Genomic DNA, 23,996 nt, shown 5'->3' on the forward strand with positions numbered 1-23,996 from the left:
GCTTCCCCGGTGCAGATCCGCGAACTGAAGATCCCTGGCGCGTGGGAGTTCACGCCCGTCCAGCACGGCGACGCACGAGGAGCATTCCTCGAGGCGTACCGCGCCGACGTGCTCGAGGAGACCGTCGGTCACCCGCTCGACCTCCGCCAGGTGAACATGTCGATCTCCGCGGCCGGTGTCGCCCGCGGCATCCACTACGCCCTCGTCGCGCCGAGCCAGGCGAAGTACGTCACCGCCGTGCGCGGGGCGTTCATCGACTACATCGTCGACATCCGCGTCGGGTCGCCGACGTTCGGCCAGTGGGACTCCGTCCGGATCGACGACGTCGACCGCAGGGCCGTCTACCTGTCCGAGGGGCTCGGCCACGCGATCGTCGCGCTCGAGGACCAGTCGACCGTGAACTACCTGGTCAGCGCGCACTACAACCCCGAGCGCGAGAAGGGGATCACCATCCTCGACCCGACGGTCGGGCTCGACCTGCCCGAGGGCCTCGGCGAGCTGGTGCTCTCCGAGAAGGACACCAGCGCCCCCACGCTCGAGGAAGCCGCGGCACAGGGACTGCTGCCGACGTACGAGGAGTGCGTCGCGTACACCGAGTCGCTCCGGACGAAGAAGTAAGGGACGGGACACCGATGAAGGGCATCATCCTCGCCGGCGGTTCCGGCACGCGCCTCTGGCCGATCACCAAGGGCATCAGCAAGCAGCTCATGCCGATCTACGACAAGCCGATGGTCTACTACCCCCTGTCGACCCTGATGATGGCGGGCGTCCGACAGGTGTTGGTCATCACGACGCCGGAGTACAACGACCAGTTCCGGGCACTGCTCGGCGACGGCTCGGCGCTCGGCATGGAGATCCAGTACGCCGTGCAGCCGTCGCCGGACGGCCTCGCGCAGGCGTTCGTCATCGGCGAGGACTTCATCGGCGACGACAGTGTCGCGCTCGTCCTCGGCGACAACATCTTCCACGGCACCGGCCTCGGCACGAACCTCCGGAAGAACACCGACGTGCAGGGCGCGACCATCTTCGCGTACCACGTGGCCGACCCGAAGGCGTACGGCGTCGTGGAGTTCGACGACGACTTCACAGCCGTCTCCATCGAGGAGAAGCCGGCCGAGCCGAAGTCGAACTACGCCGTCCCCGGTCTGTACTTCTACGACAACAAGGTCATCGAGATCGCCAAGACCATCGAGCCGAGCGCCCGCGGGGAGCTCGAGATCTCGACCGTCAACGAGCGCTACCTCGAGGCCGGCGAACTCGGCGTCCAGGTCCTCGACCGCGGCACCGCCTGGCTCGACACCGGCACGTTCGAGTCGATGATGCAGGCGTCCGAGTACGTGAAGGTGATCGAGGACCGCCAGGGCTTCAAGATCGGCTGCATCGAGGAGATCGCCTGGCGGAACGGCTGGATCGACGACGCGCAGCTCGCCGAGCTCGCCGCGCCGCTGGTCAAGGGCGGCTACGGCGTCTACCTGCAGCGACTCCTCGGCGTCTAGCTCCGCACGTGACCCCCGCCCCCGGTTGGTTCGGTCGACGCCGCCGTCCGGACGTGACGGCCTCCGGCCACCCCGGCCTGGAGGCCCGTCCCGCGTCCGTGACGGCGGCGTCCGTCGTTCCCGTGACCGGGTTCCCGGACCCGCTGCCGCGGCTGGACCATGACGTCACGGTGCTCGTCACGACCCGGTCAGACCGGCACGCCGAGGTCGCCCGACTCGTTTCGGACGCCCGTGATGCCTTCGGCCGTGGGGTCGACGTCCGGGCCGTGAGCTACGTCGCGGACGCCTCGCCGATCGACCCGTTCGGCCGTCGGCTGCCCTGGGCCCGACCGGAACCCGTCGACGGCCTCGGCTCGGCGATCAACGCCGGGGTCGCAGCCGGCGTGGGCCGGACGCTGGTGCTGGTCGACACCTCGGTGTCGGTCGAGGTGCCGGCGCTCCACGCCCTCGCGGCGGCGGGCTCGGTCGCCCAGGCCCGGGTCCGGATGCCGGACGGCACGATCCGCTCCGGTGCCCGGCTGCTGCGCCCCGGCGCCCTGCCGTGGTCGGACGACCGCGACGGCACCGTGACCGACGAAGCCACCGTCTTCGCGGCGGACCAACCCGTGCTCTCGGTGCCGGGGGCGGCGCTGGTGCCGGCACCGTGCCTCCCGGACGAACGCATGACGCTGACGGCTTGGAGCCGCGCGGTCGCCGATGCCCACGGCGGACCGGTGCGAGTCCTCGGCGAGGCGACCCGCGCGGTCGAGGCCGGCCGTACGGTCGACGCCGCGACGGTCGACGCGTTCGCCGCCTGGCGCGACCGCGAGCCCGAGGGCGACGGTGTCCTCGCCGGCCCGCCGTTGCCGCCGTGGGGCGCCCGGCCGGTGTCCCCGAGCGCGCGCGTGACCGGTGGCGGCCACGAACACCTCACCTGGTCGCTCAAGATCGCGGCGCCCGCCGGGCCGGAGGGCGACGGCTGGGGCGACGTGCACTTCGCAGCCGAGCTCGCCGGGGCACTCGAGCGGGTGGGGCAGCGCGTCCGGGTCGACCGGCGCGACGCCCACGTGCGCGACGACGACGCTGGCGACGACGTCACCCTGGTGATCCGGGGCCTCGACCGGGTGCCGCCGAACCCGGCCTCCGTGAACCTGCTCTGGGTGATCAGCCACCCCGACGACGTCTCGGACACCGAGCTCCGGTCGTTCGACGCGGCCTTCGCTGCCGGGCCGGCCTGGGCCGCGGCAGCCGCTGCACGGTCGGGGGTGCCGGTCCGCACGCTGCTGCAGGCGACCGACCCCGCGGTGTTCCACCCGGGCGCGCGCACGGCGACGAGCCCCGATGCCGACCGGGTGGCGTTCGTCGGCTCGACGCGCGGCGCGGCACGGCCGGTGATCGCCGATGCCGTGGCGCTCGGAGCCGACCTGCGCGTCCACGGCCCGGGGTGGCAGGGGATCGTCCCCGACGCAGCGCTCGGGGAACCGTCGCTCAGCCGGGCCGAGGTCGCGACGGCCTACGCCTCGGCGCGTGTGGTGCTCAACGACCACTGGCCGGACATGGCAGCCGGGGGGTTCGTGTCGAACCGGGTGTTCGACGTGCTGGCGTCCGGGGGAGTCGTCGTGACCGACCCGGTGGCCGGGCTGTCCGACCTGCTCGACGTGCCGACCCTGGCGGTGGCGGGCTCCCGTGACGACCTCGCCGCGCTGCTCGACCCGTCGCACGCCTGGCCGACTGCTGCCGATCGAGCCGCCGTGGCCGAGCGCATCGCCGCCGAGCACTCCTTCGACGCCCGCGCCGCTGTGCTGCTCGCCGCGGCCCGTGCCGAGCGCACGCGCCTGCACCCCCGCCGCCCCTGACACCGTCGGGGGTGCCCGGCCCCGCAAGACACCGGTGTTCGCGCTTGGAACACCCGCAGACCGCGGTGCAACACGTGAACACCGGTGTTTTGCGAACAGGCCGCCCGAGCTACTTGCGTGTGACCCAGCGGGCGCGGAGCGACAGGCCGGCGTGCAGCACGACGCGCAGCGGCCACAGCCACCACGCCCGGTACTTCCGCGACAGGAACCGGTACGCGCTGCGGTGGTGCTCGATCTCCATCCGGCGCCGGTTCGACGACGTCGAGTGTGCCCCGGTGTGCGTGACGACGGCCGTGGGCACGTAGACGTTCGCCGAGCCGGAGCGGCCGACGCGCTGCCCGAGGTCGACGTCCTCGAAGTACATGAAGTACGACTCGTCGAACCCGCCGAGTTCGCGGAACAACGACGTCCGGATGAGGAAGCACGCGCCGGAGAGCCAGCCGGCCTCGCGTTCGACGACCTTCGTGGTGGACCAGTACCGCTGGCTCCAGGGGTTCGCCGGCCAGAACCGCGAGAACGCCGCGTGGCCGAGCCCGGTCCGGAGCGAGGGGAGCTGTCGGGCGGACGGGTAGGTCTCGCCCTGGTCGTCGAGGATCCGGGGCCCGAACGACCCGCCGGACGGCAACCGGTCGGCGGCGGCGACGAGTTCGTCGATCGAGCCCTCGCCGAGCACGACGTCGGGGTTCGTCACGAGCAGGAACTCGGGGCGCACGTCGGGCAGGACGTCGTCGAGGGCACTCAGGGCCGCGTCGATGCCACCGCCGTAACCGCGGTTGCCGCCGGAGGACACCACGACGGCGCCGTACGACTCACCGATCGCCCGGAGCGCGTCGATGTCTGCCGACCCGTTGTCCGCGATGACGACGGCGACGGGGTCCTTCGACGCGCCGGCGACGCTCGCCAGGAACGGGCGGATGGTCTCGCCGGTGTTGTAGGTGACCGTGAGCACCGCGACCCGGATCACCGCGCACCCCCGGCGACGGACTCGTAGGCCTCGACGTGCACGGCTGCCGTGGCCTCCCAGGTGAACGAGGAGGCCCGGGACAACGCGGCCGCCCGGTGCGACGCCACGAGCGCGGGATCGTCCAGCAGCGCCGTCATCGCGGACGCCAGCGCGGTCGCGTCGGGCTCGCTGTAGACGGCCGCGTCGCCGCCGACCTCGGGGAGTGACAGCCGCCGGGTGGTCAGGACGCACGCGCCGGAGGCCATCGCCTCGACCACGGGCAGCCCGAAGCCCTCGCCGAGGGACGGGTAGACGACGAACTCGGCACCACCGAGGAACCCGGCGAGGTCCTCGAGCGGCAGGTAGCCGGCCTCGATGACGAGGTCGGTGGGCTGCAGAGCGTCGAGTCGCGCGATGGCCGACTCGTCCCACCCGCGGGCCCCGGACAGGACGAGCCACGGGGTCTCCGAGCCGGCAGCTGCGCGAGCGGCGCGCACTGCGGCGTAGGCGTCGAGCAGTGCGGTGACGTTCTTCCGCGGCTCGATGGTGCCGAGGAACGCGATCCACGGCGCACCCTCGGGCAGGGTCGCCGCGATGCGGGCGTCCTCGATCGCCGCGACCTCCGGCTCGTGGAAGACCGTGCGGTCGACGCCGAGCGGGGCGACCCGGACGTCGGCGCGGATGCCCCGGACGACGCGGGCGGCCTCGGTCGCGGTCGCGGCGCTCGGCACGACGACGACGGGCCGCGTGCGCAGGGACCGACGGCTCCACCAGGTGAAGAACGTGCGCTTCAGGCGCGAGTGCCACTCGGGGTTCGAGAAGAACGTGGCGTCGTGCAGCGTGACGACGGACCCGCCGCGCCAGCCGAACGGGAACGTGTAGTGCGGGGAGTGCAGCACCTGCGCCCCGAGCCGACGGCCGAGCGCCGGCAGCCCGGTCTGCTCCCAGAGGAAGCGCAGCGGCACCGAGTCGGTCCACGACGGCGCCGTGTGCACGGTCGCGTGCGGCGCGATCGCACGGAAGTGTGCGGCGTGCACGGGGCGGACGACCAGGTGGACGTCGAGCGACGGGTCGGTCAGGTGCGACACGACCCCCTCGACGTAGCGTCCGACGCCGCCGAGGGCCTCCGGTACCGCGGTCCCGTCGACGAGGACGGTGAGCTGCGGCACGCGTGGTTCCTTCCGGGCGGTGACGTCGTGGCCGGGGCCGTCGACGGGGGAGCGTCCAGGATAGCCCGCTGCGCTCATGCGCCCGGGTCCACGCTGCGGCGCGGGACGGACGCGCGCCGCGTCTCGCGGAGCCGCCGCGCGAGGTGCACCGGAAGGGTCCCCGCGACGTCCACCAGCGCGTGCAGGACGAGCCGCGCCTCCCGGCGGGTGCGACCGGAGGCCAGCCCGCGCAGGCCGCGCGCCAGGGTGCGGGCACCCGCCCGTGCGACGGTCGGCCACGGGGCGTGCCAGAGCGCGACGACGATGCGGTTGCGGGCGTTCCGGAAGACGAACAGGTCGCTCTGCACGCCGGACGACGCCGAGTGGTCGTGCTCGACGACCGCGTCGGCCGCGTGCTCGACGCGCCATCCGCGGCGGCGCAGCCGCCAGGCGAGCTCGGTGTCCTCGTAGTACATGAACAGGGACTCGTCGAGCAGGCCGACGTCGTCCAGTGCCGTGCGCCGGAGCGCGGACGCACCGCCGGAGAAGCCGAAGACGTCGACGTCGGCGACGCGGTCGACGGGCGCGAACCAGTCGCGGTCCATGCCGTTGCCGTCGCGGTCGACGCGGACGCCGGTCGAGTTGAGCCGGACCTCGCCGTCCGCCGACGGCGTCCAGCGACGGCCGTCGTGGTCACGCAGCACGCGCTGGCCGTGGGCGGGCTCCACACCGGCCGGGAGGCCCGTCCAGCGTCCGGCGAGCACGATGCGGCCCGTCACCGCGGCGACCTCGGGCCCGGCGTGCGCCAGGTGGTCGCGGAGCGCCGCGACGAAGCCCGGCCCGGGCACGGCGTCGTTGTTCAGGAGCACGACGACGTCGGTGTCCGTGTGCCGGATGCCGGTGTTGGCACCAGCCGCGAACCCGCCGTTGTCGTCCCGCGCGATGACGGTGGCGTCCGGGAGCGCCTGGCGGAGCACGGCGACCGAGTCGTCGGACGACCCGTTGTCGACCACGATCACCTCGTCGGCCGTGCCCTCGGAGAGCACGGCGCGGACGGCCGCGGTGGTCAGGTCGGCGCGGTTCCAGTTGACGACGACGACCGCGGTGCGCAGCGTGCCGTCGACCGGGGTCAGTCGAGCTCCTCGATCGAGGGCTGCGCGTAGACCGTGCCGACGGCGTTCTCGAAGGCGGGGACCTCGAACGAGTCGCACTCCGGCATGTCGTGCAGGTGGCGGCCGGCGGAGTCCATCATCGACACGTTGATGAAGTACTTGCCGGTGCCGAACGCGGTGTCGGCGATCCGCAGGCGGAGCTTCCGACGACCGTGGAGCGGATGGAGCGTGAGCCCCATGATGCCCGTGGTGGTGCCGTAGACGACCTGGCCGGCGGCGTTGTTGATCTGGACCGCGGCCTCCCAGTCGGCGATGCCGTCCAGGTGCTCGAACTCCATCTCGACCACCAGGTCGTCGCCGGGCATGACCTCGGCGCGGGGCTCCTTGCCGTCGACGCGCACGCTCGCGCCGAGGACCTTGCCGCGACCCACGGCGACGTCGGTGCTCGATTCGCCGAGCCGGCGCTCCTCGAGGACCTCGCGGAACATGCTCACCGCGGCGACCGGGTCACCGTCGTGCAGCACCTTGCCCTTGTTGAGCAGGACCACGCGGTCGCACATCTCCTGCACCTGGCTGAGCGAGTGCGTGACGATGATGATCGTCTTCCCCGCCTCTTGGAAGGTGCGGATGCGGTCGAGGCACTTGCGCTGGAACGCCTCGTCACCGACGGCCAGGACCTCGTCGACGAGCAGGACGTCGGGGTCGGTGTGCACGGCCACGGCGAAGGCGAGTCGCACGTACATGCCCGATGAGTAGAACTTCACCTGGGTGTCGATGAAGTCCCCGATGCCGGAGAACGCCAGGATGTCGTCGAACTTCTCGTCGGTCTGCTTCCGGCTGAGGCCGAGCAGGCTCGCGTTGAGGTAGACGTTCTCGCGGCCGGACAGATCGGGGTGGAACCCGGCGCCGAGCTCGAGCAGGGCGGCCAGGCGACCACGGCGCGAGACCGTGCCCGACGTCGGCTGGATGATGCCGCCGATCGCCTTGAGCAGGGTCGACTTGCCGGAGCCGTTCTGGCCGATGAGCCCGACGGTGGAGCCGGCCTGGATCGACACGGTGACGTCGTCGAGGGCCCAGAAGTCCTGGCGGTGCTTCCGGCCGGCACGGCCGAGCGTCACGATGCGCTCACGCAGGGTGTTGTCCTTGCGCACCGTGAAGCGCTTGCGGACGTGGTCGATGACGATGACGTCGGGGCGCTCGGTGGTGTCCCCGGTGGTCGTCGGGGCGACGGGGGTGCTGATGGCCATGGTCTAGAGCTCCTGCGCGAAGTTGCCCTGCAGGCGGGAGAAGATCCGCTGCGCACCGATGAGGAGCACGACGCCGATCACGAAGGCGATCGCGAGTCGGAGCAGCAGGTGGTCCGGGTAGACGACCTTCGCCGGGTCGTGGATCCAGATCGCGTTCTGCATGCCCAGGACGGACAGGGTGAGCGGGTTGTTCGTGTAGACCGCCAGGATCCAGTCGACCTTGAGTCGCGCGACGACCATGGAGTACGAGTACACGATCGGGGACGCCCACAGCAGCACCATGAGGCCGACGTCGATGACGAACTGCACGTCGCGCAGGTAGACGTTGAGCGCCGAGAGCACCAGGCCGATGGCGGCGCCGTAGACCAGGATCACCAGGAGCGAGGGGATCAGGTAGAGCAGCCCCTCGTGGAACGGGAACACCCCGATGACGACGGTCGCCGCCAGCAGGATGGCGAACTGGATCGTGAAGTTCACGAGGGCGGCGCCGACGCTCGCGAGCGGGAAGACCTCGCGCGGGATGTAGACCTTCTTGATCAGGCCACTGTTGCCGACGATCGAGCTGGTCGACCCCGCGACGATCTCGCTGAAGAGCGTGTAGGCGGTCAAGCCGGTGAAGACGTAGATCGCGAAGTTGTCGATGCCCTTCGCGGCTCCGAGCACCTGGCCCATCACGAAGTAGTAGATGAGGAGCTGGGTCAGCGGGCGCACGAGCGTCCACACGAACCCGAGTGCCGAGTCCTTGTAGCGGGCCTTCAGGTCACGTCGGACGAGCATGCCGAGCATCTCGCGCTGCCGGAAGACGTCGCGCAGCTCGCGGAAGGTCCCGCGGAAGGCGCTCGTCGGAGCGCCGATCACGACGAGGGGTTCCGCCGCGAGCGCGGTCATGCGGGCTTGGTCGACCATACGTCTCTTCGTTCGTGGGGGCAGGACCGGAACAGCATACTCACCGGGCCCGCGCGGCGGGGTTGGGCGACGGTCGTCGTGCACCCCGAGTGGGGGTGATTCCGGCCGATCCAACCCTCAACCTTCACTTTCGAGTTACCGTTGTTGCAACCCGGACCCTTGTCAACATCCACAGGACGGCCCGTCAGCATGCTCCTCGCATCCAGGCCGATCGCTGCGTTCGCGGTGGTCGGTGCACTCAGTCTCCTCTTGGCCGGTTGTTCCGGTGGTGGCGACGACGCCACCCCGTCGCCGTCCGCGTCCGCCTCGCGCACCCCGAGCGCGACCCCGACCGACGACTCGGCGACCACCGCCCCCACCGACACGGCCTCGACGCCGACGGACGGTGCGCCCGACGACGGTGACGGCGGCAGCGCCTCCGACGACGACACCCCCGGTGCGTTCCCGGGCAGCGGCGCGACGAGCCAGCCGGACACCGACCCGTCGTCGTTCCCGGCCACGGCCGTCGTCACCTACGCCGGCTGGGACACCGGGTCGAAGACGCTCCAGGCCGGTGGCCTGGTCTCCGGCACCACCGACACGAGCGGGAAGTGCACCTTCACCGCGACGAAGGACGGCGTCACGCGCACCGCCACGAGCACCGCGCAGGCGAGTGCCTCGTCGGTGAACTGCGCGCAGGTGTCGTTCCCCGCGGCGAAGGTGCCGAGCGGCACCTGGTCCGTCACCCTGACCTACGCCGTCGGCTCCGCGTCGACGACGTCCGACCCCCTGACCGCCGAGGTCCCGTGATGCGTCCCACCCGTTCCCCCCGCCCCGACCGACCCGTCCGTCGGTCCCTCCGGAGCTCGTTGGCCCTGGTCGCGTCCCTTGCCGTCGCGGTGAGCGGCCTGACCTTCGGCACCGTGCTCGCGGAGCAGGCCACGACCCGGTCGGCCTCGGCCGCCGTCGCCTCGGACTTCGACCCGGGCAACATCATCAGCGACGCGAACTTCTACAACGGTTCGGCGATGAGCGCCGCCGCCGTGCAGTCGTTCCTGACGAGCGTCGCGCCGAACTGCCGCAAGGCGTCCGGCGGCCCCGCCTGCCTGAAGGACTTCTCGCAGAAGATGAGCTCCATCGGCGCCGTCTCCGGTCGGTGCAAGGCCATCGCCGGCGGCACCAAGACGGCCGCGACGATGATCGCCCAGGTCGGTGCCGCGTGCGGCATCAGCCAGAAGGTGCTCCTCGTGCTCCTGCAGAAGGAGCAGGGCATCGTCACGACGTCCTCGCCGACGTCCTACATGTACCTGCACGCCACCGGCTTCGCGTGCCCGGACACCGCCCCGTGCGACCCGGCCTACTACGGCTTCGGCCAGCAGGTCTACGCCGCCGCCCTGCAGTTCAAGCGGTACCAGGCGTCCCCGACGTCGTGGGCGTACCAGGCGGGCCGGACGAACTCGATCCTGCTCAACCCGAACTCGGCGTGCGGCCGGAAGTCCGTCTACATCCAGAACCAGGCCACCGCCGGGCTGTACATCTACACGCCGTACACCCCGAACGCCGCCGCCATGTCGAACCTCTACGGCTCCGGCGACAGCTGCTCGGCCTACGGCAACCGCAACTTCTGGCGCATGTACACCGACTGGTTCGGTGCCGCGGCCGGCGGCGGCAACCCGTACGGCGACGTCGACTCCGTGACCGCGACCTCCACCTCGTCGATCACCGTCACCGGGTGGGCCGCCGACCCCGACACCACCAACGCCCTGCGCGTCGCGTTCTACGTCGACGGCGCCGGCACGAAGACCGTCACCGCGGACAAGACCCGCAGCGACCTCGCCGGCACCCTCGGCGCGAACAACACCAGGCACGGGTTCTCGGCCGAACTGACCGGGCTGAGCCTCGGCAAGCACTCCGTCTGCAGCTACGCCATCAACCAGGGCCGCGGTGCGAACACCCTGCTCGGCTGCTACACCCGGACCATCACGAGCGCAGCGCCGAAGGGTGTCCTCGACTCGGCGACCGGCGGCGTCGGCACGATCTCGGCGAGCGGCTGGGTCCTCGACCCCGACTCCTCCAAGCCCGGCTCATGGAAGATCCTCGTCGACGGCGTGAGCAAGGCCACCGGCACGGCGGACAAGACCCGCACCGACGTGGCGAAGGTCTACCCCGGCGTCGGCAGCACCCTCGGCTTCTCGAAGACGATCGGCGGCATCAGCGCGGGCAAGCGCGCCGTGACGCTGTACGTGATGGACAAGCCCGGCACGAAGTACGTCAAGGTCGCGTCGAAGTCGGTCGTCGTCGACGCCCCGACCACCGGCAAGACCGGCAAGACCGGAACGGTGCGCGGCTCGTACGACTCCGTCACCGGTGGCGTCGGCACGGCCACGGTGCGCGGCTGGGCGATCGACCCGGACGTCTGGGACCCCGTCAAGTACAAGATCCACGTCGACGGCGTGAGCACGAACAGCGGTGTCGCGGACGCCACGCGCACCGACGTCGAGGCGACGCACCCGACGTGGGGCTCGGACGTCGGCCTGACGCTCCGGCTCACCGGCCTGAAGGCGGGCAAGCACACCGTGCGGGTCTACTTCCAGGACCTGCAGGGCGGCAAGTACGTCAGCTTCGGCACGAAGAGCGTGACCGTGAGCGCCGCCTCGACGGCCGAACCCGACGCGTCCGGCACGACCGGCAAGACGGGCAAGACCGGTTCGGTCAAGGGTGCGTTCGAGTCCGTGGTCGGCGGCGTGAACAGCGCCACGGTGCGCGGGTGGGCGATCGACCCCGACGTCTGGGACCCGGTCGCGTACAAGATCCACGTCGACGGCGTCGCCATCGCCCCCGGTGCGGCGAACGCCAAGCGGACCGACGTCGAGGCCGTGCACCCCGCGTGGGGCTCCGACGTCGGGCTCTCCCTGAAGATCCCGGGGCTGAGCGCCGGCACCCACACGGTGCGGGTGTACTTCCAGGAGCTGCCGAGCGGCACGTACAAGAGCTTCGGCACGAAGAGCGTGACGGTCACCGACCCGCCGACCACCGGCAAGACGGGCAAGACCGGCTCGGTCAAGGGCCTGTACGAGTCGGCCACTGGCGGCACGGGCACCGTCACGGTGGCCGGCTGGGCGATCGACCCGGACGTCTGGGACCCGGTCAAGTACAAGATCCACCTGGACGGCGTGGCCGTCTCGCCGGGCACCGTCAACGCGACCCGCACCGACGTGCAGGCCGTGCACCCGGACTGGGGTTCCGACGTCGGCCTGTCGCGGAAGCTCACCGGGGTGAAGAAGGGCACGCACACCGTGCGCGTCTACTTCCAGGACCTGCCGAGCGGCACCTACAAGAGCTTCGGCACCAAGACCGTCACCGTGCAGTAGACGGTCACCACACGACGGACGGGAGGCCCGGTACCAGCTGGTACCGGGCCTCCCGTCCGTCACGTGGTCGCGTCGACGGCCGTCAGCGGCGCACGCGCCGCGCCATCAGGCCCACACCGTGCAGCAGGCGGTACTCGGGGGAGCGGGTGAGGCCCTCGAAGCGGGCCGCGATCTGGTCGCGCTCCGCCTCGGCCAGTCGGCGGGCGGTGTCGTACGCGCCGACCTGCTGCTCCGACGCGACCAGGCGCGCGTTGATGTCGTGCACGCCGGCCAGGTGGACGTCACGGTCGTGCTCCGCCTGCCGGAGCGTCTCGCGCTGCGCGGTCGCCCAGCGGAGGAACGCGCTCCGCCCGCCGCTCCGACCCGAGGCGGCTGCGACGGCGGCGTCGAGCGAGGGGCCGACCTGTTCGGCACGGCTGCGGAAGGAGTGCCGGTCGACGACCACGGCGCGCAGCCGGGCGACCAGGGCGGTGCGCTCCTCGCGGGGCATGGCGAGCACGCGCTCGAGCGAGTCGGCGTCCTCGAACACCGGCACGTCGGACAGGCCGAGCTCGTCGAGCCCGAGCGCGCAGTCGGTGACGGGCAGCGCGCCCGACGCGAGCGACTCGTACAGGCGGGAGTTCAGGGTGCCGTACTCGGCGGCCGGCTCGATGACGTCGTCGACGACGAAGCCGGCGGCACGGTAGACCTCGGGCAGGGCGAAGTAGGACACGGCCGGACGGAGCTCGACGCCCGCGGAGGCCTCGACGTGGTCGACGTTCGCGGCGAACCAGACGATCGGCTCCGCCGGGGCGACCTCGGCGAGCACGTCCTGCACGCGCCGACGGACGCCCCAGAAGTTGACCGTCGTGACGGCGCGGTCGGTGCGCTCGCGCGGTCCGGGCACGTCCGTCGTGAACAGCTCGGTGTCGACGCCGATGGGCACGACCTCGACGGGGCCGGTGTAGGCCGCCGCGATCGCGTCGCGGGCGGTGCCGGACGACGTCCAGACGGCGTCGAACTCGTCGAGGTACGGCAGAGCGGCCCACCGGGCGGTCCAGTTGCGCACCCACGCCACCAGGGCGGTGCCGGCGGGAACGTACCCGGGGACGAACGACTCGATCATGCTGACCACGACGGCCGTGTCGGCGGGGAGCTCCTCACCCCAGCGCTCGAGCGGCCACATCGCGACACCCCAGCCCTCGGCCCGGAGCGCCCGCGCCAGGCCGAGCGCGACGAACAGGTCGCCTTTACCCTCGGCCGGGTCGGCGGTCGACACCGCGAAGCGGATCGTGCCGCGGGGGCCCTCGGCGTGCTCGTCGGCCGCGAGGGCCGCGTAGTCCTCGCGGAGGGGAGAGGACATGGGGGTGCTCGGGATCACTGCGGTCACGCACGCCATTCTGCACGAATCCGCAGCGCCGACAGGGAGTCGCTGGGCGCGCCTTGTAGGGTGTCATCGGCCCGCGGCACCTCGCTGGCCGAGCCATCGATCCGCGCCCGGTGCGCGGCAGCTGCTGGAGGAACTCGCGTGACAGAGCGCAAGCCGGGAGTCGTGTCCGTCATCCTCGTGAACTACAAGGGCACGGACGACACCCTGACGAGCATCGCGGAACTCCGCAAGCAGGACTGGCCGCAGGACAAGCTCGAGGTGATCGTCGTCGAGAACGGTTCGGGCCCCGAGCACCTCGGACGTCTGAAGGCCTCGACCCTCGACTTCACCCTGATCGACGCCGGCGCGAACCTCGGGTTCACCGGCGGCTGCAACCTCGGCGTGGAGAAGTCCTCCGGCGAGGTCGTGGCGTTCCTCAACAACGACGCCCGCCCGGACACCGGCTGGGTGCGCGAGGCGATGGCCACGTTCGCCTCTGGTGCCGACATCGGCGCCGTCGCCTCGAAGGTCCTCGACTGGGAAGGCGTCAACGTCGACTTCACCGAGGCCGCCATGACCTGGTACGGCATGGGCTACAAGCCCTTCGCCGGGTCGCCGGACACCGGCCGGTGGGAGAGCGAGACCGACGTCCTGTTCGGCACCGGCGCCGCGATGTTCATCCGCGCCGAGCTCTTCGAGCAGCTCGACGGCTTCGACGACCGCTACTTCATGTTCTACGAGGACGTCGACCTCGGCTGGCGGCTCAACCTGCTCGGCTGGCGCTTCCGGTACCAGCCGAAGTCGGTCGCGTTCCACAAGCACCACGCGTCGATGAACAAGTTCGGCGACTTCCGCGAGACCTACCTGCTCGAGCGGAACGCCCTATTCACGCTCTACAAGAACCTCGGCGACGAGCAGCTCGCCGCCGCGCTGCCCGGTTCGCTGGCACTCGCCGTCCGCCGTGCCGTGGGCCGCGGGGAACTCGACTCCACCGAGCTCGACCTGCGCAACCCCGGCGACGACAGCGTGCCCACCATCCCGGTGCCGAAGACGAGCATGGCCGGCATCTACGGCGTCGACCAGTTCGTCGAGCAGCTGCCGTCGATGACCGAGTCCCGCCGGCAGATCCAGGCGACCCGCGTCCGGTCGGACCGCGAGCTCCTCCGCCTGTTCGGCAACCGCGACGAGCCCGCGTACCCGATCGAGAACTACCTGGCCGGCTACGACAAGATCGTGCACTCCCTCGGCGTGCTCGAGGTCGGCACCCGCCGCCGCGTCCTCATCATCACCGGCGACTCGATCGGCGCGAAGATGGCCGGTCCGGCGATCCGCGCGACCCAGATGGCGAAGCAGCTCGCGTCCGAGCACGACGTCCGCGTGGTCAGCCTGACCCGCTCGTCGCCGATCGACCCGTCGTACGAGGTCGTCACGGTCCCGCACCGCCACCCGCGCCAGATGGTCGAGCACGAGGGCTGGGCCGACGTCATCATCGTGCAGGGTCACGCGCTCCGGCTGTTCCCGGTGCTCGAGTCGACCAGCAAGATCCTGGTCGTCGACGTCTACGACCCGCTGCACCTCGAGCAGCTCGAGCAGGGCCGCAGCGACGACGTCGACAAGTGGAACCGTCAGATCCTCGACGCCTCGGACACCCTGAACCACCAGCTCGAGCTCGGCGACTACTTCATCTGTGCCTCGGAGCGTCAGCGCATGTTCTGGCTCGGCCAGCTCGCCGGCTCCGGCCGCGTGAACGCCCGCACGTACTCGCGGGACGCCGACCTGCGCTCGCTCATCGGTGTCGTGCCGTTCGGGCTGTCGTCGACCCCGCCGGTGCACGACCAGCAGCGGGTCAAGGGCGTCGTGCCCGGCATCGGCAAGAACGACAAGCTCGTCGTCTGGGGCGGGGGGATCTACGACTGGTTCGACCCGATCACCCTGGTCCGCTCGATCGCGCAGCTCGCCGAGCGCCGTCCGTCGGTCAAGCTCTTCTTCATGGGCGTGCAGCACCCGAACCCCGACGTCCCCGAGATGGACATCGTGGCGAAGGTCCGCGCCGAGGCCGACGCCCTCGGCCTCACGGGCAAGCACGTGTTCTTCAACGACCAGTGGATCCCGTACGAGGAGCGCGGCGCGTACCTGCTCGAGGCCGACGCCGGCGTCTCGACGCACTACGAGCACCTCGAGACCACGTTCTCGTTCCGCACCCGCATCCTCGACTACCTCTGGGCCCGCCTGCCGATCGTCACGACGGCCGGTGACTCGTTCGGTGACCTCGTCGCCGAGGAGAAGCTCGGCATCGCGGTGCACGAGCAGGACATCGACGGCCTGGCCACCGCGCTCGAGACGGCGCTCTTCGACAAGAAGGCCCGCACCGAGTTCATCGGCAACGTCGACCGCGTGCGCGAGCAGTTCACGTGGGAGAACGTCCTGGCCCCGCTCGTCGAGTTCTGCCGGAACCCGATCCGCGCGGCGGACAAGTCGGTGCGCGACACCACATCGTCGATCGAGCCGCACAAGATGCGCGTGCGCGTGCCGGACCGCAAGAAGCTCTCCGGCGTCCGCTACGACCTCGGCCGTGCCGTGCACTACCTGCGCACCGAGGGCCCGCGCAGCGTCGCCGGCAAGGTGAAGCGGCGCCTCAACCGGTGACCCCGGGGCAGACCACTGCCCTCGTCATCGTCCCGACGTACGACGAGGCCGAGAACATCCGCGGGATCACCGCCGCCGTGCTGGCGGCGGTGCCCGCTGCCCACGTGCTCGTCGTCGACGACGGCAGCCCGGACGGCACCGGGGACATCGTGCGGTCCCTGGCAGCGGCGGACGACCGCGTGCACCTGCTGCAGCGCTCCGGCAAGCTCGGGCTCGGCACGGCGTACGTCGCCGGGTTCCGGTGGGGCCTCGATCGCGGGTACCCGCTGCTGGTGGAGATGGACGCCGACGGGTCGCACCCGGCCGACCGGTTGCCGGCCCTGGTCGACGCCGTCTCCGCGTCCGACGACGTCCTGCTCGCCATCGGGTCCCGCTGGGTGCCCGGCGGGTCCGTCGTCGACTGGCCGCTCCGGCGCCAGGCGCTGAGCCGGGGCGCGAACACGTACGCCCGGCTCGTGCTCGGGCTGGACGTGCGGGACATCACCGCCGGGTACCGCGTGTACCGCTCGTCGGCGATCGCGCGGATGGACCTCGGTTCGGTGGACTCGAAGGGCTACTGCTTCCAGGTCGACATGACGCTCCGCGTGGACGCCCTCGGCGGCCGCATCGTCGAGGTGCCGATCCGCTTCCGTGACCGCGTGCACGGCGTCTCCAAGATGAGCCGGTCCATCGTGCTCGAGGCGATGCTCCGCGTCACCCAGTGGGGTGTGCAGCGCCGTCTCGGTCGCCGCACGCGCCCGTAGGGCGCTCGCTCGCTCGCTTCGTGAGCAGGAACGGTCGGGTCGCCTCCGCGCAGGCGACCTTTCCTGCTCACGAAGCGCGGGCCCGGAACGCTGGGCGCGACGGCCTGGAGGCGCGGTGCGGGGCCGCAACGGGCCTCCAGGCCGTCGGTGGGTCGCGCCGCACCGCGGCTACACGCGCGGCAGGTGCCGGCGCCACGAGCGGCGCCGCGCGGCGATCACGAGGACCGTCACGAAGAACATCAGGCCCGCGCCGTGCAGCAGGTAGCTCTCCGCCGTGCTGGTGACGGCGAGCAGCACGAGCACGGCGGCCGGCCACACGTACGCCACCCCGGGGAACGTCGTCGCCGTCACCCAGGCGCGCGCGAAGGCGAGCAACGCGGTGATGCCGAGGAGGAGCGTGCCCGCGAAGCCGATCTGCAGCCAGGCGTCCACGAAGGCGTTCAGGCCCGAGGTGAACCGGACGCCGGCGGGGTCGATGAGCGTGACGTAGGGCACGACGGGCTCGGTCGGCCACGTGCCCACCCAGCCCCAGCCCTGGATCGGGTAGCGCTCCACCAGGACCCGGATCTGCGACCACAGGTCCGTCCGGGTGGCCGTGCCGCCGGCCGCCCCGATCTCGGCGAGCAGACGGTGCCGGGCGAGCACCCCGACGGCGAGCGTCAGCAGGACGACAGCACCGAGGACGCCGTTGACCACCGGTCTGGTCGCCGGTCGTGCGTGCCGGAGTGACCAGAGCGCCAGCGCGGTGACGGCGAGCGCGATCATCGCGAGCCCGGTGATGGGGGACTGCACGAGCATCAGGGCGATGACGGCGAGCGAGGTCGAGGCGATCGCACGCCAGACGGTGACGGAGCGGGTGAGGAACTCGACCACGAAGGTGACGAGGGCCATCGCGGCGATGAAGCCCATGAAGTTGCGCGTGCCGCCGATGCCCTGGATCGGGCCGCCGTACGCGATGTCGCCGCGGATGCCGAACGCCGGGAACGGGACGTCGAGGACCAGGCCGGACAGGACCTCGAGCCCGAGGGCGGTCACGAGCAGGATGCGGAACGCGTCGCCCGAGGCCCGGATCACCTGCACCAGGTCGCGGCCCAGCGCCAGGTACAGCCCGAGGCCGATGAAGCACACCGTCTGCACCAGGCCGCGGAGCGCCACCCACGAGTACTCGCTCCACAGCACGCTCAACGCGCAGTAGCCGACGAAGGCCAGCAGCGAGAGGGGGAGGACCCCGTGCCACTCGATCCGGTAGCGCTGGCCGAGCAGGCTCAGGCCCGCGAGCACGAACAGCGTCACGAGCACCGCCCACGTCCCCGCCCGACCGACCAGTGCCTCGACGGTGGGCTGGCCGAAACCGAACAGCACGATGACCGTCGCGAGCGCCTGGCTGAACCGTCCACCGGCCGAGAAGCCGATCCAGGCGGAGAGGTACCGGCGCCCGAGCACGTTCCTGCTCACCCGACCGTCCGTCACCCGTCCATCTTGGCGCACGACCTTGTGACCAGCCCGCCGCATCGCGGTGTGGCTGTATCGACGATGCGCGATCACCGAACTATCCTCACCGGATGGACCTCGCGCGCAGGGTCGCCGGCGTCCCCCTCGTCGCGGTGGTCGTCGGTCTGCTCACGACCGCGCTGGCCTGGTACCGCCTCGGTCCCGTGCCGCGGAACACCGTCTGGGCCGAGGACGGCGGCGTGTTCCTGCGCGAGCGGATCGCGACGGGCCCGCTCGACACCCTGCTGCACCCGTACGCCGGGTACGTGCACCTGCTGCCCCGGCTGATCGTCGACCTCGGGTACGCGCTGCCGCCCGAGCGCTACGCGCAGGTCGTGGCACTGGCCTCGTGCACCGTCGTCGGCGGGGTGTGCGCCCTGGTGTTCGTGCTGTCCCGCGACGTCGTCCGCCCGTGGCCGCTCCGGCTGGTGCTCGCCGCCGTCCCCGTCGTCCTGCCGCTCGCGCCCTACGAGATCAGCGGCAACGCGGCCAACCTGCACTGGTACCTGCTCGTCCTGGTGCCGTGGGTCTTCGCCTTCCGCACCCGTTCGTGGTGGGCTGCGGCGGCGCTCGCCGTCGTGGCGGGCGCGGCCGTGCTCACCGAGCCGCTGACGGTGCTGTTCACACCCCTGCTGCTGTTGGCCTGGACGCCCGGCGGGCCCGGCCGCGGCCGCGCCCACGTCCGCGTCGCCGGGGCGGCCGGACCGTGGTCCGCTCTGCCCGTCACCCTCGTCGTGCTCGTCGGCCTGGCGGTGCAGGGCGTCACGACCCTGACGCACCCGCGCGAGGTCGCCCCCGGGTCGCCCGCGGTCCGGGACGTGCTCGCCGGGTACCTGCTCGGCCCCGTCGGAGGCGCGTGGGACCCGCGCGTCGGCGCCGTCCTGACGGCCGTCCTGGAGCACGGCTGGGCCGTCGTGCTCGTGCCCGCCGTCGTGCTCCTGCTCGTCCTGGTCGCGGCCGTCGTCGTCGGTCCGCCCCGCACCCGGTGGATGGTGGTCGCCCTGTCCGTCGGCTCGGGCGCGGTGTGGTGGGCGGCCCTGCTCGCCAACGACGACGCCGGCGTCCGCTGGTCGGCCCCGGTGGCCGCGATGGCCGCCCTGCCGCCGCAGCGCTACGCCGCCGCGGCCGGCCTGCTGCTGGTCAGCGCCGCGGTGGTCGCCGCCGCCGCGCTCGTCGACGCGCCCCGGTGGTCGCATGGCACTGGACGGACGGGAGGCGCGGGTCGCCTCGTCGGGGCCGTCACCGGGTGGTGCGTGGTCACCGCCGTCGTCGCGTCGGCCGTGCTGCACGTCGCGCCGGCCGAGACCCGGCGGAGCGAGGGCCCGGTGTGGGCGGGACAGCTGCCGACGGCGGTCGAGGCCTGCGACGCGGACCCGTCACTCGAGGTCGCCCGGGTGCGGTCGAACCCGTGGTCGTCCCCGGTGGCGTGCTCGTGGGTGTCGCGCTGAGGTCGTGTCCGTCGGTGCGCGGTGCGCGGTGCGCGGTGCGTGGTGCGGGTGCGGTGGGGTGCGCGTCAGCGCGTGCCTGCCCAGCGGAACTCGCGCTTGGTGCGCGGCGTCCGCGGGCCGTCGCCGGTGGAGACGGGCTCCTCGCCGGTCAGCACGATGCGGGTCTTGATCGCGAGCAGGGCGAACAGCACCCAGTTCCCCTGGTAGAGCAGGCGGGACTCGGCGACGGACTGCACCAGCAGGGCGACGACGACCAGGAGCGGCAGGAGCGACACCGGGTCGAAGGACCGCGGGCGGAGTGCGGCGTCGTACCCGATGCGGGTCGCGCAGGCCCACGAGCGGGACAGCGTCGTGACCACGTAGATCGCGAAGAGCACCAGGCCGATGATCCCGGTCTGCATCCAGACGTCCAGGTAGGCGTCGTGGGCCTGCAGGTAGGTCACGCCCTTGCGGTGCGCCAGGTCGGCGAGCGTCGGGATGCCGGGCCACCAGTACCCGATCCAGCCCCAGCCGCCGACCGGGTGCTGGTCGATCAGGCCGAGGACCTTGCCCCAGATCTCGCCGCGGCCGGTGGCGTCCGAACCCTTCCCGAGCAGTTCGGACACCGGGCCGCGCAGCACGGACGCGGCGACGGCGACGACGACCGCGCCGACCGTGAGCAGCAGGTAGCGCGGGGTGCGGCGCTCGGTCGGCACCCGGCGCATCCACATGGCGACCAGCGCGACGACGGCGACGACGACGGCGGCGGCGAGGACCGTCGACGAACGGGTGAGGACGAGGCCGAGCACGGCGACCAGGAGCCAGCCGACGGCCTGGTTCCGACGGATCCGGCCCTCGGCGAACTGCACGGCGACGACGATCGCCACCAGCAGGGCCACCATCGCGAGCAGGTTGGCGTTGCCCGGCAGGCCCTGGATCCGGCCGCCGGTGAAGAGCTCAGCCCGCGAGAAGTAGAAGGCGTCGGGGACGTCGCGGTCCCCGTAGTCGGTCCAGATCGGCGCGATCGGGTGGCGGACGAACACCGCGACGACGGCCTCGAACACGAGCGAGAGCATGAGGACCCAGCGGAGCGCGAGGCTCAGGGCGTCGGTGATCCGGCGCCACGTCAGGGTGGAGGCGATCGTGAACGCCACGGCGGCACAGATGACCTGCACGGTCAGGCTCGAGATCGTGGCGAAGCGCCAGTGCGACCAGATCAGCGTCACCAGGCACCAGCCGAGGAACGCCCAGAGCGCCCACGGCGTGCGGACGAGCGGCGGCTTCGCCCGGACCAGGATCGTGATGCCCCACGCCGCGACCAGTGCCCACAGGACACCCGCGCCGACCCACGTCAGGGTGTTCGGCAGGGCGTCGCCCGCGAACAGCACGAACAGGGTGGTCGCCCCGAAGGCGAACGCCTCGCGCTCGGGTACGGTCCCGCGCGCCAGCGGCCAGGTGTTCGTCACGACGCCAGGGTACCGGCCGGTCGCCGTCAGCAGGACTCCCTCGGGAGCGCCGGTAGGCTCTGGCCCATGTTCCTCGGCATCACGAACACCCCCCGCGACTACGCCTGGGGCTCGGTCACCGCGATCCCGGAGCTCCTCGGACGCACCGTCACGGGGGCCCCGCAGGCGGAGCTGTGGCTCGGCGCCCACGCCGGCAGTCCCAGTGTCGTCGTCAACCCGGCGATGGTCGGCGGCGCGGACACGCTCCGCGACTGGATCGCCGACGAGCCGGAGACCGCACTCGGTCCGGACCGCACGGGGCTGCCCTTCCTGTTGAAGGTGCTCGCGGCGGCGGCACCGCTCTCGCTGCAGGCGCACCCGACGCCGGAGCAGGCGGAGGAGGGCTTCGCCCGCGAAGAGCGCGAGGGCATCGCACTCGACGACCCTGCACGCAACTACAAGGACCCGTTCCCGAAGCCCGAGCTCGTCGTGGCCCTGAGCGAGCGGTTCGAGGCGCTGAGCGGCTTCCGCCCCGTCGAGGAGACCCTGGCCGAGGTCCGAGTGCTCGACGCCGGCAGCGGGCGGCTCGGTCCGCTCGAGGTGCACCTGCTGCACGGGCTCGAGGACACCGTCCGCTGGCTCGAGACCGCCGACGAGTCCGCGCTCGCCGTGGTGCAGGCCGCCAGCGACCTCGCCGTCGCCCTCGACGACGACCTGCTCACGCCGAACACCGCGACGGTCCGCGACCTCGCGACCAGCTGGCCCGGCGACCCCGGCATCGTCGTCTCCCTGCTCATGCACCGGGTGACCCTCACCGCCGGGCAGGCCATGTACCTGCCAGCCGGCAACATCCACGCGTACCTCGACGGGCTCGGCATCGAGCTGATGGCACCGTCGGACAACGTGCTCCGCGGTGGCCTCACGCCGAAGCACGTCGACGTGCCGGAGCTCCTGCGCGTGCTCGACTTCACCGCGTACCCGGCCCCGGTCCTCGAGCCCGAGCGCGTCGCCCCCGGCGTCGACCGGTTCGCGCCGGACGGCGTCGGCTTCGTGCTGCTGCGGGTGGACGGTGACGGCCGCCCGGTGGGCATGAGCACCGGCGGTGTCGCACCGCTGGTCGGACCGTCGATCGCCATCTGCACCGAGGGCGTCGTGACACTCGTCGGCGCGCAGTCGGCCACCCTGCTCCGCAAGGGGGAGGCGTGCTTCATCACGCCGGACGAGGGCGACGTGACGGTCGAGGCGGACTCGCCCGACGGCATCACCTCGACGGTGTTCATCGCCACCGGGGCGTAGCCGTCGTCCGCTAGCGTGGCGGGCATGAGTTGGCTGGTCACCGGCGGTGCCGGGTACATCGGGTCCCACGTCGTCCGAGCACTGCGCTCGGCCGGCATCGACACGGTCGCGTTCGACGACCTCTCGAGCGGCTTCCGCGCGTTCGTCCCGGACGACGTGCCGTTCGTCGAGGGCACGATCCTCGACGGCGAACTCGTCGCACGGACCCTCCGCGAGCACGACGTCACCGGTGTGGTGCACGTCGCCGGGTTCAAGTACGCCGGCGTCTCGGTCGAGCGCCCGCTGCACACCTACGAGCAGAACGTCACCGGCATGGCGACCCTGCTCCGCGCGATGGCCGAGACCGGCGTGACCAAGGCGGTCTTCTCGTCGAGCGCGGCCGTCTACGGCACGCCGGACGTCGAGACCGTGGTCGAGTCCACCCCGAAGAACCCGGAGTCGCCGTACGGCGAGTCGAAGCTCATCGGGGAGTGGCTCCTGCGCGACATGGAGGTCGCTGCTGGTTTCACCACCACCTCGCTCCGCTACTTCAACGTGGTCGGCTCGGGCGAGCCCGACCTGTACGACGCCAGCCCGCACAACCTGTTCCCGCTGGTCTTCGACGCGCTGCTCGCAGGTCGGACCCCGCGCATCAACGGCGACGACTACGACACCCCGGACGGCACCTGCGTGCGCGACTACGTGCACGTGGCGGACCTGGCGCACTCCCACGCGGTGGCCGCGCGGAAGCTCGAGGCGGGGGAGCCGCTCGAGCGCGCCTACAACCTCGGCAGCGGCGACGGGGTGAGCGTCCGCCAGATCATGGACGCGATGGCGGCGGGCACCGGGATCGCCTTCGATCCCGAGATCGCTGCGCGCCGCCCCGGCGACCCGGCCCGCATCGTCGCGACCGGTGAAGCCGCCGCCCGCGACCTCGAGTGGGCCATGCGACACTCCCTCGACGAGATGGTCTCGAGTGCCTGGGAGGCCCGCCGCAGCGCATCCTGAGCGCGTGAGGACGTGTCAGGTGTCCCCCGCAAAGTCGACAGAACCGGCGCGACACGCCCAAACGGGGGACATGACACGCTGGGGCGGTCAGCACCTTCTATGATCCGCGACTTGACTCAGGCGAATGACACCGCTGTAATTACAGGCAACGACTTCAATTGTTGTGGTCCCGTTATCGAGACGTCAGGGGTGATCAGGGTGAACGGTTCCGACTTCCACGCCGGAGTTCCGGAAGACTGGCACGTCGACCCCGTGGCGCTCGGCGTCCCGGGTGTTCGGCGGCCGGAGACGGACGACGAGGAGAACCCGCTCGCCTGGCAGGTCGACTCGCTCTGCGCGCAGACCGACCCGGAGGCGTTCTTCCCCGAGAAGGGCGGCTCGACGCGCGAGGCGAAGAAGATCTGCACCTCGTGCGAGGTCCGGGCGCAGTGCCTCGAGTACGCGCTCGAGAACGACGAACGCTTCGGTATCTGGGGTGGCCTCTCCGAGCGCGAACGCCGCAAGCTGCGGAAAAGGGCGTAGCCGCCCCACCCCGTCCGGGAGGCGCGTGGAGCGCCCGTCCCGCACCGCGCAGTG

The 23,996-nt window shown here is 71.8% G+C and carries 19 protein-coding genes; 11 read left to right on the plus strand and 8 right to left on the minus strand.

Annotated features, from left to right (window positions below; translation table 11 throughout):
* Positions 1–9: 9 nt before the first annotated feature.
* Genes KK097_RS02205 through KK097_RS18545 form a run of 3 tightly spaced genes read left to right on the plus strand, consistent with a single transcriptional unit; the run spans position 10 to position 3,331 of the window.
* Complete coding sequence (locus KK097_RS02205) at positions 10–618, plus strand: dTDP-4-dehydrorhamnose 3,5-epimerase family protein (protein ID WP_214528362.1); 609 nt, start codon at positions 10–12, stop codon at positions 616–618.
* A gap of 14 nt (positions 619–632) precedes the next feature.
* Positions 633–1,496, plus strand: a complete 864-nt coding sequence (gene rfbA / locus KK097_RS02210; RefSeq protein ID WP_214528361.1) for a glucose-1-phosphate thymidylyltransferase RfbA — start codon at positions 633–635, stop codon at positions 1,494–1,496.
* Positions 1,497–1,504: 8 nt separating this feature from the next.
* Positions 1,505–3,331, plus strand: coding sequence for a glycosyltransferase family protein (locus KK097_RS18545; protein WP_214543562.1), 1,827 nt, complete (start codon positions 1,505–1,507; stop codon positions 3,329–3,331).
* Between the two features lie 109 nt (positions 3,332–3,440).
* Here the strand turns inward: KK097_RS18545 and KK097_RS02220 are convergent, their stop codons facing one another.
* The 5 genes from KK097_RS02220 to KK097_RS02240 all read right to left on the minus strand — a co-directional run bounded on the left by KK097_RS02220 (position 3,441) and on the right by KK097_RS02240 (position 8,687).
* A complete protein-coding gene (locus KK097_RS02220; protein ID WP_214528359.1) occupies positions 3,441–4,295 on the minus strand; it encodes a glycosyltransferase family 2 protein in 855 nt (284 codons plus the stop codon).
* Positions 4,292–5,443 (minus strand): glycosyltransferase family 4 protein, encoded by a 1,152-nt coding sequence (locus tag KK097_RS02225; RefSeq protein WP_214543563.1) that lies wholly within the window; start codon positions 5,441–5,443, stop codon positions 4,292–4,294. The genes KK097_RS02220 and KK097_RS02225 overlap by 4 nt, the downstream gene beginning before the upstream one ends.
* Before the next feature lie 74 nt (positions 5,444–5,517).
* Positions 5,518–6,633 (minus strand): glycosyltransferase family 2 protein, encoded by a 1,116-nt coding sequence (locus tag KK097_RS02230; RefSeq protein ID WP_214543564.1) that lies wholly within the window; start codon positions 6,631–6,633, stop codon positions 5,518–5,520.
* A complete protein-coding gene (locus tag KK097_RS02235; RefSeq protein WP_214528356.1) occupies positions 6,552–7,781 on the minus strand; it encodes an ABC transporter ATP-binding protein in 1,230 nt (409 codons plus the stop codon). The genes KK097_RS02230 and KK097_RS02235 overlap by 82 nt, the downstream gene beginning before the upstream one ends.
* 3 nt (positions 7,782–7,784) lie before the next feature.
* A complete protein-coding gene (locus KK097_RS02240; RefSeq protein ID WP_214528355.1) occupies positions 7,785–8,687 on the minus strand; it encodes an ABC transporter permease in 903 nt (300 codons plus the stop codon).
* A 249-nt stretch (positions 8,688–8,936) separates the two neighbouring features.
* Between KK097_RS02240 and KK097_RS02245 the strand changes: the two genes are divergently transcribed.
* Together KK097_RS02245 and KK097_RS02250 are read left to right on the plus strand one after the other, a co-directional pair.
* Positions 8,937–9,476, plus strand: coding sequence for a hypothetical protein (locus KK097_RS02245; protein ID WP_214543565.1), 540 nt, complete (start codon positions 8,937–8,939; stop codon positions 9,474–9,476).
* Positions 9,476–12,037 carry a hypothetical protein gene (locus KK097_RS02250; RefSeq protein ID WP_214543566.1) on the plus strand — a complete coding sequence of 854 codons (2,562 nt, stop codon included), beginning with the start codon at positions 9,476–9,478 and terminating at the stop codon, positions 12,035–12,037. The genes KK097_RS02245 and KK097_RS02250 overlap by 1 nt, the downstream gene beginning before the upstream one ends.
* An 82-nt stretch (positions 12,038–12,119) precedes the next feature.
* Here KK097_RS02250 and KK097_RS02255 read toward each other — a convergent pair whose 3' ends face one another.
* The gene (locus tag KK097_RS02255) at positions 12,120–13,406 is read right to left on the minus strand and encodes a glycosyltransferase family protein (protein ID WP_214543567.1); all 1,287 of its coding nucleotides are present in this window, start codon (positions 13,404–13,406) and stop codon (positions 12,120–12,122) included.
* A gap of 138 nt (positions 13,407–13,544) precedes the next feature.
* On the opposite strand from KK097_RS02255, the gene KK097_RS02260 reads away from it, so the two are divergent.
* Positions 13,545–16,031 carry a glycosyltransferase gene (locus KK097_RS02260; RefSeq protein WP_214528348.1) on the plus strand — a complete coding sequence of 829 codons (2,487 nt, stop codon included), beginning with the start codon at positions 13,545–13,547 and terminating at the stop codon, positions 16,029–16,031.
* A complete protein-coding gene (locus tag KK097_RS02265; protein WP_214543568.1) occupies positions 16,028–16,774 on the plus strand; it encodes a polyprenol monophosphomannose synthase in 747 nt (248 codons plus the stop codon). The genes KK097_RS02260 and KK097_RS02265 overlap by 4 nt, the downstream gene beginning before the upstream one ends.
* A gap of 168 nt (positions 16,775–16,942) precedes the next feature.
* Here KK097_RS02265 and KK097_RS02270 read toward each other — a convergent pair whose 3' ends face one another.
* Positions 16,943–18,229 (minus strand): O-antigen ligase family protein, encoded by a 1,287-nt coding sequence (locus KK097_RS02270; protein ID WP_214543569.1) that lies wholly within the window; start codon positions 18,227–18,229, stop codon positions 16,943–16,945.
* Positions 18,230–18,336: 107 nt separating this feature from the next.
* Between KK097_RS02270 and KK097_RS02275 the strand changes: the two genes are divergently transcribed.
* A complete protein-coding gene (locus KK097_RS02275) occupies positions 18,337–19,713 on the plus strand; it encodes a hypothetical protein (RefSeq protein ID WP_214543570.1) in 1,377 nt (458 codons plus the stop codon).
* Between the two features lie 65 nt (positions 19,714–19,778).
* Here the strand turns inward: KK097_RS02275 and KK097_RS18550 are convergent, their stop codons facing one another.
* Positions 19,779–21,158: an O-antigen ligase family protein gene (locus KK097_RS18550; protein ID WP_214543571.1), complete on the minus strand. Its 1,380-nt coding sequence runs from the start codon at positions 21,156–21,158 to the stop codon at positions 19,779–19,781.
* A 66-nt stretch (positions 21,159–21,224) separates the two neighbouring features.
* Between KK097_RS18550 and manA the strand changes: the two genes are divergently transcribed.
* From manA to KK097_RS18315, 3 genes are all read left to right on the plus strand, one after another.
* Positions 21,225–22,433 (plus strand): mannose-6-phosphate isomerase, class I, encoded by a 1,209-nt coding sequence (gene manA, locus KK097_RS02285; RefSeq protein WP_214543572.1) that lies wholly within the window; start codon positions 21,225–21,227, stop codon positions 22,431–22,433.
* A 24-nt stretch (positions 22,434–22,457) separates the two neighbouring features.
* Positions 22,458–23,420 (plus strand): UDP-glucose 4-epimerase GalE, encoded by a 963-nt coding sequence (gene galE / locus KK097_RS02290; protein ID WP_214528338.1) that lies wholly within the window; start codon positions 22,458–22,460, stop codon positions 23,418–23,420.
* A 189-nt stretch (positions 23,421–23,609) separates the two neighbouring features.
* Complete coding sequence (locus KK097_RS18315; RefSeq protein ID WP_374114433.1) at positions 23,610–23,942, plus strand: WhiB family transcriptional regulator; 333 nt, start codon at positions 23,610–23,612, stop codon at positions 23,940–23,942.
* The last annotated feature ends 54 nt before the right edge of the window (positions 23,943–23,996 follow it).

The sequence above is a fragment of the Curtobacterium flaccumfaciens genome (assembly GCF_018598405.1).
Taxonomy (GTDB): domain Bacteria; phylum Actinomycetota; class Actinomycetes; order Actinomycetales; family Microbacteriaceae; genus Curtobacterium; species Curtobacterium aurantiacum.

Coding starts and splice junctions, on each gene's coding strand:
- galE (WP_214528338.1), top strand. CDS start 22,458: ATGAGTTGGCTGGTCACCGGCGGTGCCGGGTACATCGGGTCCCACGTC.
- rfbA (WP_214528361.1), top strand. CDS start 633: ATGAAGGGCATCATCCTCGCCGGCGGTTCCGGCACGCGCCTCTGGCCG.
- manA (WP_214543572.1), top strand. CDS start 21,225: ATGTTCCTCGGCATCACGAACACCCCCCGCGACTACGCCTGGGGCTCG.
- KK097_RS02235 (WP_214528356.1), bottom strand. CDS start 7,781: ATGGCCATCAGCACCCCCGTCGCCCCGACGACCACCGGGGACACCACC.
- KK097_RS02275 (WP_214543570.1), top strand. CDS start 18,337: ATGGACCTCGCGCGCAGGGTCGCCGGCGTCCCCCTCGTCGCGGTGGTC.
- KK097_RS02240 (WP_214528355.1), bottom strand. CDS start 8,687: ATGGTCGACCAAGCCCGCATGACCGCGCTCGCGGCGGAACCCCTCGTC.
- KK097_RS02250 (WP_214543566.1), top strand. CDS start 9,476: ATGCGTCCCACCCGTTCCCCCCGCCCCGACCGACCCGTCCGTCGGTCC.